Source organism: Paenibacillus sp. FSL R5-0378, assembly GCF_038009285.1.
Taxonomy (GTDB): Bacteria; Bacillota; Bacilli; order Paenibacillales; family Paenibacillaceae; genus Paenibacillus_AQ; species Paenibacillus_AQ favisporus.
This window is the reverse complement of the sequence record NZ_JBBPAY010000001.1, coordinates 7,209,243-7,223,726: the sequence shown is the minus strand read 5'-3', so window position 1 is coordinate 7,223,726 and position 14,484 is coordinate 7,209,243. Positions and strand designations below refer to the sequence as shown.

12 protein-coding genes are annotated in these 14,484 nt (G+C 57.7%); all 12 read left to right on the top strand.

Going from position 1 to position 14,484, the window contains the following annotated elements; all coding sequences use genetic code 11:
- Positions 1-13: 13 nt before the first annotated feature.
- The 12 genes from purE to purD all read left to right on the top strand — a co-directional run bounded on the left by purE (position 14) and on the right by purD (position 14,345).
- The gene (gene purE / locus MKY74_RS33340) at positions 14-499 is read left to right on the top strand and encodes a 5-(carboxyamino)imidazole ribonucleotide mutase (RefSeq protein ID WP_076176816.1); all 486 of its coding nucleotides are present in this window, start codon (positions 14-16) and stop codon (positions 497-499) included.
- The gene (gene purK, locus MKY74_RS33335; protein ID WP_076176815.1) at positions 496-1,668 is read left to right on the top strand and encodes a 5-(carboxyamino)imidazole ribonucleotide synthase; all 1,173 of its coding nucleotides are present in this window, start codon (positions 496-498) and stop codon (positions 1,666-1,668) included. Before purE ends, purK begins: the two co-directional genes overlap by 4 nt.
- 3 nt (positions 1,669-1,671) lie before the next feature.
- Positions 1,672-2,967, top strand: a complete 1,296-nt coding sequence (purB, locus tag MKY74_RS33330; protein ID WP_076176814.1) for an adenylosuccinate lyase — start codon at positions 1,672-1,674, stop codon at positions 2,965-2,967.
- Between the two features lie 289 nt (positions 2,968-3,256).
- Positions 3,257-4,144, top strand: a complete 888-nt coding sequence (locus tag MKY74_RS33325; RefSeq protein ID WP_076176813.1) for a phosphoribosylaminoimidazolesuccinocarboxamide synthase — start codon at positions 3,257-3,259, stop codon at positions 4,142-4,144.
- Positions 4,145-4,258: 114 nt separating this feature from the next.
- The gene (gene purS / locus MKY74_RS33320; RefSeq protein ID WP_076176812.1) at positions 4,259-4,504 is read left to right on the top strand and encodes a phosphoribosylformylglycinamidine synthase subunit PurS; all 246 of its coding nucleotides are present in this window, start codon (positions 4,259-4,261) and stop codon (positions 4,502-4,504) included.
- Between the two features lie 5 nt (positions 4,505-4,509).
- A complete protein-coding gene (purQ, locus tag MKY74_RS33315; protein WP_076176811.1) occupies positions 4,510-5,199 on the top strand; it encodes a phosphoribosylformylglycinamidine synthase subunit PurQ in 690 nt (229 codons plus the stop codon).
- Complete coding sequence (gene purL, locus MKY74_RS33310) at positions 5,177-7,420, top strand: phosphoribosylformylglycinamidine synthase subunit PurL (protein ID WP_076176810.1); 2,244 nt, start codon at positions 5,177-5,179, stop codon at positions 7,418-7,420. The genes purQ and purL overlap by 23 nt, the downstream gene beginning before the upstream one ends.
- Positions 7,405-8,886 (top strand): amidophosphoribosyltransferase, encoded by a 1,482-nt coding sequence (purF, locus tag MKY74_RS33305; RefSeq protein WP_076176809.1) that lies wholly within the window; start codon positions 7,405-7,407, stop codon positions 8,884-8,886. Before purL ends, purF begins: the two co-directional genes overlap by 16 nt.
- Before the next feature lie 143 nt (positions 8,887-9,029).
- The gene (purM, locus tag MKY74_RS33300; RefSeq protein ID WP_076176808.1) at positions 9,030-10,070 is read left to right on the top strand and encodes a phosphoribosylformylglycinamidine cyclo-ligase; all 1,041 of its coding nucleotides are present in this window, start codon (positions 9,030-9,032) and stop codon (positions 10,068-10,070) included.
- Positions 10,070-10,687 carry a phosphoribosylglycinamide formyltransferase gene (gene purN, locus MKY74_RS33295; RefSeq protein ID WP_076176807.1) on the top strand — a complete coding sequence of 206 codons (618 nt, stop codon included), beginning with the start codon at positions 10,070-10,072 and terminating at the stop codon, positions 10,685-10,687. The genes purM and purN overlap by 1 nt, the downstream gene beginning before the upstream one ends.
- Positions 10,688-11,194: 507 nt before the next feature.
- Positions 11,195-12,742 (top strand): bifunctional phosphoribosylaminoimidazolecarboxamide formyltransferase/IMP cyclohydrolase, encoded by a 1,548-nt coding sequence (purH, locus tag MKY74_RS33290; protein WP_076176805.1) that lies wholly within the window; start codon positions 11,195-11,197, stop codon positions 12,740-12,742.
- Positions 12,743-13,061: 319 nt separating this feature from the next.
- The gene (gene purD / locus MKY74_RS33285; RefSeq protein ID WP_076176804.1) at positions 13,062-14,345 is read left to right on the top strand and encodes a phosphoribosylamine--glycine ligase; all 1,284 of its coding nucleotides are present in this window, start codon (positions 13,062-13,064) and stop codon (positions 14,343-14,345) included.
- Positions 14,346-14,484 lie beyond the last annotated feature (139 nt).

The window sequence follows — 14,484 nt, the reverse complement described above, 5'->3', positions numbered from 1 at the left end:
AGTGGGTTGAAACATGTCAGCAGCGGTCGCTGTCATTATGGGCAGCAAATCGGATTGGGAAACGATGCAGCATGCATGTCTCGTCCTGGACGAACTGCAAATTCCGTATGAGAAAAAGGTCGTGTCCGCGCACCGGACGCCGGACCTGATGTTCGCCTTTGCGGAGCAGGCGGCGGAGCGCGGCCTCAAGGTCATCATCGCCGGAGCCGGCGGTGCCGCGCATTTGCCGGGCATGGTAGCGTCCAAGACGACGCTGCCGGTCATCGGCGTGCCTGTGCAGTCCAAGGCGCTGAACGGCCTGGATTCGCTTCTGTCGATCGTTCAAATGCCGGGCGGCATTCCGGTCGCGACGGTGGCGATCGGCAAGGCGGGCGCCACGAATGCGGGCCTCCTGGCCGCGCAAATCATCGGGGCCTATGACAGCGAGGTTCAAGCGCGGGTGCAAGCTCGAAGAGATGCCATCCGCGACGAAGTGCTGGAAAGCAGTGATTCGCTATGAGCAGCAATCAGGCATCGCAGCAGACATGGCTCCCTGGTTCCACCATCGGCATTCTGGGCGGCGGCCAGCTGGGACGAATGATGGCGCTGGCCGGGACCGCTATGGGGTACCGCTTCATCACGCTCGATCCGACGCAGGATTCGCCCTGCGGGCAGGTGGCAGGACAGATTGAAGCGGCTTACGACGACGTTGATGCAGCCCGCCGGCTGGCGGCGGCATCGGATGTCATTACGTACGAATTCGAAAACGTCGACGCAGAAGTCGCCGCGCTGCTGGAGAAGGAATCCAGCGTGCCGCAAGGAAGCGCGCTGCTCTACACGACGCAGCACCGCCTCCGGGAGAAGCGGGCGATCGAAGCTGCGGGCGTGCCCGTGGCGCCGTACCGCGAAATTACGAGCCTGGAAAGCCTCAGAGAGGCCGCTGCCGAGCTCGGACTTCCCGGCGTACTGAAGACCGCCACCGGCGGATACGACGGCAAAGGCCAGATCGTTCTCCGCTCGGAGGATCAGCTCGAGACGGCTTACGAGGAACTGGCAGCCACCGGCCGCGAGCTGGTACTGGAGAAATTCGTTGATTTTCAATGCGAAATTTCAGTTATTGCCGCCCGCAGTCCAAAAGGGGAAGTAAAAAGCTTCCCGGTGGCAGAAAATATTCATGTGAACAACATTTTGCACCTGTCGATCGTCCCGGCGAGAGTCGAGGAGCAGGTTCAGCGGGAAGCCCGCAAACTGGCGGAGCAGCTCGTGGAGCACTTGGGAGCGGTCGGCCTGCTGGCCGTGGAAATGTTCGTGACGAAGGACGGGCAGCTGTACGTGAACGAGCTGGCGCCGCGTCCGCACAACTCCGGCCACTACACGATGGAGGCCTGCGCCACCTCGCAGTTCGAGCAGCATGTACGCGCCGTGTGCAACATGCCGCTCGGCGATACGACGCTGCTGACCCCGGTTGTCATGGTCAACGTGCTCGGCCAGCATCTGGAGCAGGTGATCCGCGCCAGCGGCAGACCGAGCATCGCCGTCACCGAATACGGCGTGGTGCCGAAGCTTCATTTATATGGCAAGAGCGACGTGAAGAAAGACCGTAAAATGGGACATATCAACCTGCTGTGCAAGGACGTGCAGGACGGACTCGACTGGGTTGAACAAACTAACATCTGGAGGCAAGGATAATTTATGATCGAACGTTACAGCAGACCGGAAATGCGGGCCATCTGGACCGAAGAAAATAAATTCAAGGCATGGCTGGAAGTCGAGCTGTGCGCATGCGAGGCTTGGGCCGAGCTGGGCGTCATTCCGAAGGAAGACACGAAGCTGCTTCGCGAGAACGCCAAATTCGACATCGACCGGATTTACGAAATCGAGCAGGAAACGCGCCATGACGTCATCGCCTTTACCCGCGCGGTATCGGAGAGTCTTGGACAGGAGCGCAAATGGGTGCATTACGGACTCACTTCCACTGACGTGGTGGATACAGCGCTCGGGTATCTTCTCCGTCAAGCAAACGAAATTTTGGAGAAGGATATTTTGAACTTCATCGAGATCCTGAAAGACAAGGCTATAGCTTACAAAGACACGCCGATGATGGGACGTACGCACGGTGTTCATGCCGAGCCGACGACCTTCGGCCTGAAGATGGCCCTCTGGTACGAAGAAATGAAACGCAACCTGGAGCGTTTCCGCCACGCGGCGAACGGCGTCCAGTTCGGAAAAATTTCCGGCGCGGTGGGCACCTATGCCAACATCGACCCGTTCGTGGAAGAGTTCGTCTGCAAGAAGCTCGGCACGAGCCCGGCTCCGATCTCCACGCAGACGCTGCAGCGTGACCGCCATGCCGAATACATGGCAACGCTGGCATTGATCGCGACGTCGCTCGACAAGTTCGCGACGGAAATCCGCGCGCTGCAGAAGAGCGAAGTGCGCGAGGTTGAAGAAGCCTTCGCCAAAGGCCAGAAGGGCTCCTCGGCGATGCCGCACAAGCGTAACCCGATCGGCTGCGAGAACATCTCGGGCCTCTCGCGCGTCATCCGCGGCCACATGGTGACCGCCTATGAAGACGTGGCGCTCTGGCACGAGCGCGATATTTCGCACTCCTCCGTGGAGCGGATCATCCTGCCGGATGCGACCATGCTGCTGAACTACATGCTGAACCGCTTCGGCAACATCGTGAAGAACCTAACCGTGTTCCCGGAAAACATGAAGCGCAACATGGCGCGTACCTACGGTGTGCCGTTCTCCGGCCGCGTCATGACGAAGCTGATCGACAAAGGCTTCAGCCGCGAGCAGGCGTACGATACCGTGCAGCCGCGGGCAATGCAGGCGTGGGAAGAGCAGCGCCAGTTCCGCGACATCGTGGAAGCGACACCGGAAATTACGGAGGCGCTCAGCCCGGAAGAGATCGAAGATGCGTTTAATCCATCATGGCATCTGAAGCACGTGGATACGATTTTCAAAAAGCTTGGCTTGATATAAGAGCGTTCGGTTTGAAGTTAATCGTGAGTAACCCGTATTAGAGGCTTGGAGAATGATGGACTCAACATCATGGCACACATCTTCAGCGATTGCAGCGAAAGGGACGGAATCGATCCAGAGAAGCGACAGCGTTCGCCTTTGTCTCCGAATTTCAACGCTATTTAGGAGCGACCGATCAAGAAATTTGGAGACAACAGCGATCGGCGGAACGATCCGTAACTGCAGCGGCTGCACCGCTGGCGACGAGGGGATTTTCGAGTGTTGAGCCGAGAAAATGGGGAGGATTCGCATGACATCACCGGCTGTATCGACTGCGGTCGAACTGGTAGACGCACCGCTGCTGTACAAAGGCAAGGTACGCGAGCTTTACGATTTGGGAGAGCATGTGCTGATCGTGGTCACCGACCGCATTTCCGCTTTTGACTATGTGCTGGAGCCGCCGGTGCCCGAGAAGGGCAACGTGCTGAACAAGCTGAGCGCGTTCTGGTTCGAAATGACGAAGGACTTCATGGACAACCATGTTGTCCATACGGACGTCGAGCGCCTGGGCGCCGTGGCGAAGAACAAGGAGCTCTTGAAGGACCGGATCATGGTAGTCCGCAAAGCCGAGCGTATCGACATGGAATGCGTCGTGCGCGGTTACATTACCGGCGGCGGCTGGAGGCAGTACCAGGCGGGCGGTGAAGTGAACGGCATCAAGCTGCCGGAGGGCATCCGCAAGAACGAGGCGTTTCCGGAGCCGATCTTCACGCCGGCGGCCAAAAACGATGTCGGCCATGACGAGGACATCTCCATGGAGCGCATGAAGGCATTGATCGGCGCAGAGCTGGCGCAGGAGCTCCAGGAGAAAAGCCTGAAGCTGTACGACTTCGCGCGGCGGTACTGCGATGAGCGCGGCATCATTTTGGCGGACTGCAAGTTCGAATTCGGCGTACTGGACGACAAGGTCATCCTGATCGACGAGATTTTTACGCCGGACTCCTCGCGCTTCTGGGCGAAGGAAAACTACGCGCTGGACATCGAGATCGACAGCATGGATAAGGAGCCGGTGCGATCCTACCTTGCCTCAACACCATGGGACAAGAACAGCCAGCCGGATCCGCTGCCGCAGCCGGTAGTAGACGAAACGACCCGCAGATACGTGGATATTTACGAACGCCTGACGAAGCGCGTTTAAGATAGAACCCGCTGTAGTAACGAACTTAGGTTTTAGACGATTTTTTAGCTAATGCAGGCCTGAAAAAGATTCATTCACTCATTCACTCATTCCTAGAGGAGGAACTAGAAGAACATGATGAAAGCTACGGTCTATGTCACTATTAAGCAGGGCGTACTCGATCCGCAGGGGGTTGCGGTGCAGGGAGCGCTTCATTCGATGGGATTCGAGGAAGTGTCGAGCCTCCGCATCGGGAAATACATGGAGCTTCAGCTGGACACGAATGACCGTGCTGAGGCGGAACAACGCGTCAAAGCCATGTGTGAGAAGCTTCTGGCGAATACGGTGGTCGAGGATTACCGATACGAATTGGAGGGCTAACATCCATGAAATTTGCAGTTCTCGTCTTTCCCGGCTCCAACTGTGATATCGACTGCTACAAAGCGGTAGAAGAAACACTCGGGGAGCCTGTCGATTACGTCTGGCATACCGCAACAGACCTGTCCGCTTACGACTGCATTCTGGTTCCTGGCGGTTTCTCTTACGGCGACTACCTTCGCTGCGGGGCAATCTCGCGGTTTGCTCCAGTCATGAGTGAAGTGGCCAAGGCTGCAGAGCAAGGCAAATACATTCTGGGCATATGCAACGGATTCCAAATCCTGACGGAAGCGGGTCTGCTGCCGGGCGCACTGCTGCGCAACACGTCCATGAAGTTCCGCTGTCATGACACAGTGCTGAAGGTGGCGAACAACCGCACGCCGTTCACGACCGACTTTAGCGAAAATGAAGAAATCGTCATTCCGATCGCCCACGGCGAAGGGAATTACTATTGTGATGAAGAGACGCTCGCGCGTCTTCAGGAAAATAACCAAATCGTCTTCACCTACAGCAGCAATCCGAACGGCTCTGTGCTGGATATCGCCGGCATCTGCAATGAGCGCGGCAACGTCGTCGGCATGATGCCGCACCCGGAACGCGCAGTGAACTCCCTGCTCGGCTCCGAGGACGGCAAGCGTATGTTTACATCCATTTTGAAGGCTTGGAGGGATACCCATGGCGCAGCAAGTGTCCGCTAAAGAACCGACCGCAGCACAGATTGCGGAACAGAAAATCTATCAGCAGTTTGGGGTATCGGACAGTGAATACGAGCTGATCTGCTCCTTTATGGGACGTCAGCCGAACTATACCGAAATCGGCGTGTTCAGCGTCATGTGGTCTGAGCACTGTGCCTACAAAAATTCGAAGCCGCTGCTGCGCCGCTTCCCGACCAGCGGCCCGCGGGTCCTGATGGGACCGGGCGAAGGCGCGGGGATCGTCGACATCGGCGACAACCAGGCGGTCGTGTTCAAAATCGAAAGCCATAACCACCCTTCCGCGGTAGAGCCTTACCAAGGCGCCGCGACGGGCGTGGGCGGCATCATCCGCGACATTTTCTCGATGGGTGCAAGACCGGTGGCGCTGCTCAACTCGCTGCGTTTCGGCAAGCTCGAAAGCGACCGCGTGAAGTATCTGTTTGAGCATGTCGTGGCCGGCATCGCCGGATACGGCAACTGTATCGGCATTCCGACGGTGGCCGGTGAAGTGATGTTCGACAACAGCTACGACGGCAATCCGCTGGTTAACGCGATGTGCGTCGGTCTGATCGACCACGACAAAATTCAGCGCGGTGTGGCTAAAGGCGTGGGCAACCCGGTCTTTTACGTAGGTCCTCCTACCGGCCGCGACGGCATTCACGGCGCGACGTTTGCTTCGGTTGAGCTCAGCGAAGAGTCGGAAGCGAAGAAGACGGCCGTTCAGGTCGGCGACCCGTTCATGGAGAAGCTGGTGATGGAGTCGACCCTGGAACTGATCGATTCGGGGATCGTCCTCGGCATTCAGGACATGGGCGCAGCCGGCTTGACCTGCTCCAGCGCGGAGATGGCGAGCAAGGCGGGCAACGGCCTGGAGCTGTACCTCGACCAGGTGCCGCAGCGTGAAGAAGGCATGACGCCGTACGAAATGATGCTCTCCGAATCCCAGGAGCGCATGCTGTTCGTCGTCGAGCCGAAGGACGAAGCGCAGGCGATGGAAATATTCGAGCGCTGGGGCGTCATCTGCGCCAAGGTCGGCAAAGTGACCGACGATGGACGCCTGAAGCTGTTCCACCATGGCGAGGTCGTTGGCGACATGCCGGTCAAGGCACTTGTTGACGAGTGCCCGGTGTACAACAAGCCGTCGAGCGTGCCTGCTTATTACGAAGCAAACGCCGGCGTCGATACGCTGCGCTACGAAGAAGTGAAAGACTTGGGCGGCGCCCTGAAGCAAGTTTTGGCTTCCCCGACGGTTGCCAGCAAAGCCTGGGTATACAATCAGTACGATTATATGGTCCGCACGAGCACGGCGGTCCGTCCGGGTTCCGACGCGGCAGTGGTTACGATCCAAGGCACGCGCAAAGGCCTCGCGATGACGACCGACTGCAACGGGCGGTACGTGTATCTCGATCCGGAAGTCGGCGGCCGCATCGCGGTCAGTGAAGCCGCGCGCAACATCGTCTGCTCCGGCGCCGAGCCGCTGGCGATCACGGACAACCTGAACTTTGGCAGTCCGGAGAAGCCGGATATTTTCTGGCAGATGGAGCGTGCGGTAGACGGCATGGCCGAAGCCTGCCGCGTGCTGGATACGCCGGTCATCGGCGGTAACGTCAGCCTGTACAATGAGAACGCCAGCGGAGCGATCTACCCGACGCCGGTCGTCGGCATGGTCGGTCTGGTGCATGATACGGATCATATTACGACACAAGGCTTCAAACAAGAAGGCGACGTCATCTTCCTGCTCGGCGACACGAAAGCGGAGCTGGGCGGCAGCGAGTTCCAATACGTCGTGCATGGGGCAACGGAAGGACGTCCTCCGGTGCTCGACCTGGACACAGAGAAAAAACTGCTGTCTTCCGTGCTTGGTGCGATCCAGCAAGGACTCGTACAGTCGGCGCACGACTTGTCCGAGGGTGGTCTTGCAGTGGCTCTGGCCGAGTCCTGCATCAGCGGTTCGCTGGGTGCCCAGGTGCATGTCGAAACCGGCCTGCGTCCGGACGTAGCCCTGTTCAGCGAATCCCAATCCCGCATCCTGCTCTCGGCATCCCGGGACAAGGCAGAGCAGCTGAAAGCTTATATTGAAGGTCAAGGCGTGCCGGTTGCCGAAATCGGCATCGTGGAAGGCGACAGTCTGGTGGTTGACATCAACGGTGCTTCGGCCGTGAACGAAAGTGTAGGAGGCTTGAAGCAGGTCTGGGAGGATGCGATTCCATGTCTCATGAAGTAACACCGCAAACGCTGTGGACGGGAGACTACTATAACGAAGGCTCGGGCAAAGACGGGCTGTTCGACAAATTAAAAGAAGAATGCGGCGTGTTCGGGGTCTATGGACACCCGGACGCCGCTTCTTTGTCCTACTACGGGCTGCATGCCCTGCAGCACCGCGGGGAAGAAAGCGCGGGGATGTGTGTCAGCGACCGCGAGGAATTTCACTACCACCGCGGCATGGGTCTCGTCAAAGAGGTATTCGACAAAGATATGATGGCTTCCCTGACCGGGGACATCTCCATCGGGCACGTGCGCTATTCGACGAGCGGCGACAGCAAGCTGACGAACGCGCAGCCGCTGGTGTTCAAGTACCGTGACGGCGACCTGGCCGTGGCGACCAACGGCAATATCGTGAACGCCCCGCAAATCCGGCGCGAGCTGGAGGAAGGCGGGTCGATATTCCAGACGACGAGCGACACGGAGGTCATCGCGCATCTGATCGCGCGTTCGCCGAAGGATCTCGTCTCTGCGGCCAAAGACGCGTTCAACCGCATCGTCGGCGGCTACGCGTTCCTGATCATGACGAACGACCGGCTGCTGGTCGCGTCGGATCCGCACGGGCTGCGGCCGCTGACGATGGGCAAGCTCGGGGAGGCGTATATTTTCGCCTCGGAGACCTGCGCGCTCGAGACGATCGGCGCGGAGCTGATCCGCGACATCGAGCCGGGCGAGCTGCTTATTCTCGACAAAGACGGCCTGCATGAAGACCGGTTCGAGGAGAAGAAGCACCGTAAATCGCTGTGTGCGATGGAGTACATCTATTTTGCCCGTCCCGACAGCGACATGAACGGCTCGAACCAGCACGCCGCCCGCAAGCGGATGGGCAGCCGGATGGCGATCGAATCGTTTGTCGACGCCGACATCGTGACCGGGGTGCCGGATTCCAGTATTTCCGCAGCGATTGGTTACGCGGAGCAGACGGGGATCCCGTATGAGATGGGACTCATCAAAAACAAATACACGGGCCGCACCTTTATCCAGCCAAGCCAGGAGCTGCGCGAGCAGGGCGTCAAGATGAAGCTCAGCGCTGTGCGGCGTGTGGTTGAAGGCCAGCGGGTCGTCATGATCGACGATTCGATCGTCCGCGGCACGACTTCCCGCCGGATCGTGAACCTGCTTCGCGAAGCCGGGGCGGTGGAAGTGCATGTGCGGATTACGTCACCGCCTTTTAAAAATCCGTGCTTTTACGGCATCGACACGCCGGACCGGCGCGAGCTGATTGCCTCAAGCAAGTCGGTGGAAGAAATCTGCCGGGAAATTAACGCCGATTCGCTGGCGTTCCTTAGCCCGGAGGGTCTGATCACTGCGATTGCAGGCAACAATGCGGATGATTACAAGGGCGGGCTGTGCCTGGCTTGTTTCGACAACGATTATCCGACGCATCTGGATTTTAACGGTGAAGAGAAGTTTGGCTGCAGCTGCTGATGGGCTTGGAATGCAAGGCGATTACGGATCGCGATGGCATTGCCGGGCTTAAGGTTTGGACTGTGTCTGTGGATCGATTCAGGATATGAATACTTTACCCGCTTAAAAAGTGGCGGAGCATTTGACAAAGGAGTGTCGTTGGAGTGTCTGAGGCTTATAAAAATGCCGGTGTGGATATCGCGGCCGGAAATGAAGCGGTAGAACGGATGAAGAAGCACGTGAAACGGACGTTCCGTCCGGAAGTGATGACAGATCTTGGCGGCTTTGGGGCGCTGTTCGGCCTGAATAAGGACAAATATGAGGAGCCTGTGCTCGTTTCCGGAACCGACGGGGTCGGCACCAAGCTGAAAATCGCCTTCGCCATGGACCGCCATGACACGATCGGGATCGACGCGGTGGCCATGTGCGTCAACGACATCGTGGTGCAGGGGGCAGAGCCGCTGTTTTTCCTTGACTACTTGGCATGCGACAAGGTCGTGCCGGAGAAGATCGAAGCGATCGTGGCCGGCATCGCCGAGGGCTGCCATCAGTCCGGCTGCGCGCTGATCGGCGGTGAAACCGCCGAAATGCCCGGTATGTATGCTGAAGGCGAATACGATATCGCGGGCTTTACAGTCGGCGTTGTCGATAAAAGCAAAATCATCAACGGCTCGTCCATCGCCCCTGGAGATACGGTCATCGGCATCGCGTCGAGCGGCGTGCACAGCAACGGCTTCTCCCTGGTGCGCAAGCTCCTGCTTGAGCAGTCCGGCTACAGCCTGCACGATGAAATCCCTGGACTGGGCGGCAAGCTGGGCGACGTCCTGCTGACACCGACCAAAATCTATGTGAAGCCTCTGCTGGCTCTGCTGGAGAAGGTCAACGTGAAAGGCATGGCGCACATCACCGGCGGCGGCTTCATCGAGAACATTCCGCGCATGCTGCCTGCGAACGTCAACGTGGACATCCGTTACGGTTCCTGGCCGATCCTGCCGATCTTTGAGCTGATGCAGAGCAAGGGCAGTATTGCCAACCGCGATATGTTCACCACATTCAACATGGGTATCGGGCTTGTCCTTGTCGTCAGCGAAGGCGATGCGCAGCAGGCGCTGGAGCTGCTCAAGGCGAGCGGCGAGGAAGCGTACATCATCGGGTCGGTAACGCCGGGTGAGTCGGTTGTGACCTTTACGGGAGCCGATGTCTAATGAGCGGCTACCGGATTGCTGTGTTTGCTTCCGGAACGGGAAGCAACTTTCAGGCATTAGCCGAAGCGGCCGCTGAGGGAAGGCTCGGCGGCGCGACGGTGGAACTGCTCGTCTGCGACAAACCGGCGGCCCCTGTCGTCGGCCGTGCGGAGCGCCTCGGCATTCCTAAGCATCTGTTTGTTCCCAAACAGTACGGATCGCGCGAGGAATATGAAGCGGAAATCGTCGCCAAGCTGGAGGAGCTGGACATCGACCTGGTCGTGCTGGCAGGGTACATGCGTCTGCTGACCTCCGTGATCGTCGACAAATATGCGGGACGCCTGATCAACATTCATCCGTCGCTGCTCCCGGCATTTCCCGGGACAAACGCGATCGGGCAAGCGCTGGACTATGGCGTCAAGCTGAGCGGCGTAACCGTGCATTTTGTGGACGGCGGCATGGATACCGGACCGATTATCGCCCAGCGGGCGATCGAGGTGGCCGAGCATGAGACGGAGGAGTCTTTTGCGCAGGCGGTGCATGCTGTAGAACAGGAGCTGTACCCGCAGGTCGTTGCACTTTTTGCCCAGGGTAGAGTGAAGCTGGAGGGCCGGAAAGTCACGCTGCTTAAGGGATGACGCTTTGATGTGGTTGGAGAGGTAACAACACAAAGATATAGAGATACGGTAAGGGGATAAAGGACAGCTGCCGCGGTTCCGACACGAATGGCGGCGGCTGTCAGCGGCTTTTTCGTATAAGTTGAATTAAAAGAATAGGATGCAGAGCAAGGGAGTAAAAGGATTCTGAAGAAGCGAAGCGTTCACATTTGGCTTTCGGATTTCTCCATTAGGTTGGATCCATCAATCAAGAAATACGAAAACATGAGCGATCGTAGGAGCGTTTTACGTACTTGCCCCTATCATCCATTTCAATCGTTCAACTTATATAAGAAATGATAAATTTCGGTGTTTCCGCAAAGACTTCGGCCGTTATCGAGCAAAAAGTGCGCTTTGTGGAGGGATTTGACGGTTTTGTCGGCTCGGCCCGCTTCCGGCGGATGCCGGGGAATCTTTTCGATATTTCTCGGGAAATAAATGAGCTTCGAGCGAAAGTTATCGTTTTTACACATAAAGGAGGAGCATATCGTGAGTATTAAAAGAGCGCTGGTCAGCGTATCGGATAAGAAGGGCATCGTGGATTTTTGCCGCGAGCTGTCTGCATTGGGCGTGGAGATCATTTCGACAGGGGGCACCAAAAGCCTGCTGGCACAGGAAGGCGTGCCGGTCATCGGCATTTCCGAAGTAACCGGGTTTCCGGAAATTTTGGATGGACGCGTCAAGACGCTGCATCCGGCGGTACACAGCGGCCTTCTGGCTGTCCGTGACAGCGAAGAGCATCAGCAGCAGATGAAAGAGCTGGGCCTGGACTACATCGATCTGGTGGTCGTAAACCTGTATCCGTTCCAGGAGACGATTGCCAAACCGGACGTTACGTATGAAGATGCGATCGAAAATATCGACATCGGCGGTCCGACCATGCTTCGTTCGGCAGCCAAAAATCATGCGTTTGTCAGCGTAGTTGTCGATTCGGCCGACTACGGCACTGTACTTGCGGAAATCCGCGAGAACGGAGATACGACGCTGGAAACGCGCAAACGGCTTGCAGCCAAAGTTTTCCGCCACACCGGCGCATACGATGCCCTCATTTCCGATTATTTGTCGAACGTCACAGGCGATCCTCTTCCTGAGCGTTTGACGGTCACTTACGAGAAGATCCAAGACCTTCGTTACGGCGAGAATCCGCACCAGAAAGCGGCGTTCTACCGCAAACCGCTCGCTCCATCTGGCACCATCACGACCGCCGAGCAGCTGCACGGCAAAGAATTGTCGTACAACAACATCAACGACGCCAACGCGGCGCTGCAGATCGTCAAAGAATTCGACGAACCGGCTGTCGTGGCGGTCAAGCATATGAACCCTTGCGGCGTAGGCACTGGCGAAAGCATTTTGGAAGCCTATAAAAAAGCCTACAGTGCGGACCCGACCTCCATTTTTGGCGGCATCGTCGCAGCTAACCGCATTATCGACAGCGACACCGCGGCGCTGCTCAGCGAAATTTTCCTGGAAATCGTGTTGGCACCGGGCTTCACCGATGAGGCACTCGAAATTTTGACGAAGAAGAAGAACATCCGTCTGCTGAAAATGGGCGAATTCGGTTCTTCCAAGGAACGGACCAGCCAATTTGTCGTCACGTCGGTCGACGGCGGCATGATCGTACAGGAAAGCGACGTGCATTCGCTGGACGAAGCCGATCTGAAAGTCGTAACTGATCGTGCGCCTAGCGAAGAGGAGCTGAAGCAGCTGCTGTTCGGCTGGAAGGTCGTCAAGCACGTGAAGTCCAACGCGATCGTACTGGCCGCGGACAACATGACCGTTGGTGTGGGTGCGGGTCAGATGAACCGCGTCGGCTCCGCCAAAATCGCCATCGAGCAGGCGGGCGACAAAGCCAAGGGATCGGTGCTCGCATCCGATGCGTTTTTCCCGATGGGCGATACGCTGGAGCTGGCGGCCAAAGCCGGGATCACGGCGGTCATTCAGCCTGGCGGCTCCATCAAGGACGAGGAGTCCATTAAAGTCGCCAACGAGTACGGCATTGCGATGGTATTTACGGGCGTCAGACATTTTAAACACTAAGACGGGAACTCGCCGGTCTGGCTGGGAGAAAGTCAATACCGTCATATGTAAAGTCATTGCCGCTATGCACTGAAAAGTGAAAAAGGCTGAGATAGCCGCGTTTAAGAGGTTTGGGATAACGTTTGGGAAGGGTGACTACAGTTGGGCTGTTGTCGGAAAAGTCACCTCCAGCTGCTGCTTCCCGTCATCAAAATCTCCGCTGAACGCGGCTGTCTGCTATAAAGGGTGTCGACACCGCAATCTTGGCGGCGGTATTATGACGGGATGTTTAAGTTCTTATGAAAATTAACGTGCATGAACGAAGAAACGGGAGGCGGACATGGATATTTTGGTGATTGGCGGCGGGGGCCGCGAGCATGCCATCGTATGGGCGCTGCATAAGAGCCCGAAGGCGGGACGGATCTACTGCGCCCCGGGAAATGCGGGGATCGGGCAGATCGCCGAATGCGTGCCGATTCAGGTCAATGAATTCGACAAGCTGACGGACTTTGCTTTGACGAAAGAAGTGGGATTGGTCGTCGTCGGACCGGACGATCCGCTGGCAGACGGCATCGTGGATGCTTTTGAGGCGAAAAATATTCCGGTATTCGGGCCTAACCGCAAGGCGGCTGAAATCGAGGGCAGCAAAACGTTTATGAAGGACCTGCTTCATAAATACAACATTCCTACGGCGGCTTACCGCAAATTCGACAATTACGAAGAAGCATCCGCTTATTTGCAGTCGCAACAAGCACCGATCGTCATTAAGGCGGACGGACTTGCTGCAGGAAAAGGCGTCACCGTGGCGTTTACGATGGAGGAAGCGGAAAAAGCGCTCCACGACATCATGGTCGCCAAAGTATTCGGCGAATCCGGCACTCAGGTCGTCATCGAGCAGTTCCTGCAGGGGCAGGAAATGTCGATTTTGTCCTTTGTCGACGGCGAGACGGTGCGGCCGATGGCGGCTGCGCAGGACCATAAGCCGGTGTTTGACGGGGACAAGGGTCCGAACACGGGCGGTATGGGCACCTATTCGCCGCTGCCGCATGTGGATCCGGCGATTATTGAAGCCGCTGTCGAAAATATCATCAAGCCGACCGCCAAAGCGATGGTCGCCGAAGGCCGGCCGTTCCGCGGCGTGCTCTTCGCCGGGCTGATGATCCAGCCGGACGGTACACCGACCACGATCGAGTTCAACGCCCGCTTCGGCGACCCGGAGACCCAGGTCGTGCTGCCGCGGCTGAAGACGGATCTGCTCGACATTTTCCTCGCGGTCGTGAACGGTACACTGGCCGATATCGACATCGAATGGACCGATGAGGCTGCCGTGTGCGTCGTGCTCGCATCGGGCGGCTATCCCGCTTCGTATCCGAAGGGGCTGCCGATCCAGGGGCTGGATCAAGTCAACGCGGCAGACGCCCTCGTGTTCCATGCGGGAACCGCAAAGAACGAGCAGGGCGAGTTCGTCACCAGCGGCGGCCGCGTGCTGGGCGTCGTCGGCCTGGGTGCCGACATCGCCGAAGCCCGCGCGAAGGCATACGCGCAGGCCGAGAAGATTACCTTCGAGGGCAAGCAGAACCGCACGGACATCGCCGCCAAGGCGTTGGTGAAGAGCGGGAAATAAAGATGTTTCGCTAGAAATGCATCCCTAGGGATGTTGCCCGGTACATTTTGCCGGGTCTGAGATAGAAGGCGTTCCGAGGTCGGCACACGACCGAAGGGGCGCCTTTTGTTGTTCAGCATATCACTCTTCGTATACCCCC

Bases quoted from the DNA above. Each gene is read 5' to 3' on its own strand.
- purE (WP_076176816.1), top strand. From the start codon at position 14: ATGTCAGCAGCGGTCGCTGTCATTATGGGCAGCAAATCGGATTGGGAA.
- purK (WP_076176815.1), top strand. From the start codon at position 496: ATGAGCAGCAATCAGGCATCGCAGCAGACATGGCTCCCTGGTTCCACC.
- purB (WP_076176814.1), top strand. From the start codon at position 1,672: ATGATCGAACGTTACAGCAGACCGGAAATGCGGGCCATCTGGACCGAA.
- MKY74_RS33325 (WP_076176813.1), top strand. From the start codon at position 3,257: ATGACATCACCGGCTGTATCGACTGCGGTCGAACTGGTAGACGCACCG.
- purS (WP_076176812.1), top strand. From the start codon at position 4,259: ATGATGAAAGCTACGGTCTATGTCACTATTAAGCAGGGCGTACTCGAT.
- purQ (WP_076176811.1), top strand. From the start codon at position 4,510: ATGAAATTTGCAGTTCTCGTCTTTCCCGGCTCCAACTGTGATATCGAC.
- purL (WP_076176810.1), top strand. From the start codon at position 5,177: ATGGCGCAGCAAGTGTCCGCTAAAGAACCGACCGCAGCACAGATTGCG.
- purF (WP_076176809.1), top strand. From the start codon at position 7,405: ATGTCTCATGAAGTAACACCGCAAACGCTGTGGACGGGAGACTACTAT.
- purN (WP_076176807.1), top strand. From the start codon at position 10,070: ATGAGCGGCTACCGGATTGCTGTGTTTGCTTCCGGAACGGGAAGCAAC.
- purD (WP_076176804.1), top strand. From the start codon at position 13,062: ATGGATATTTTGGTGATTGGCGGCGGGGGCCGCGAGCATGCCATCGTA.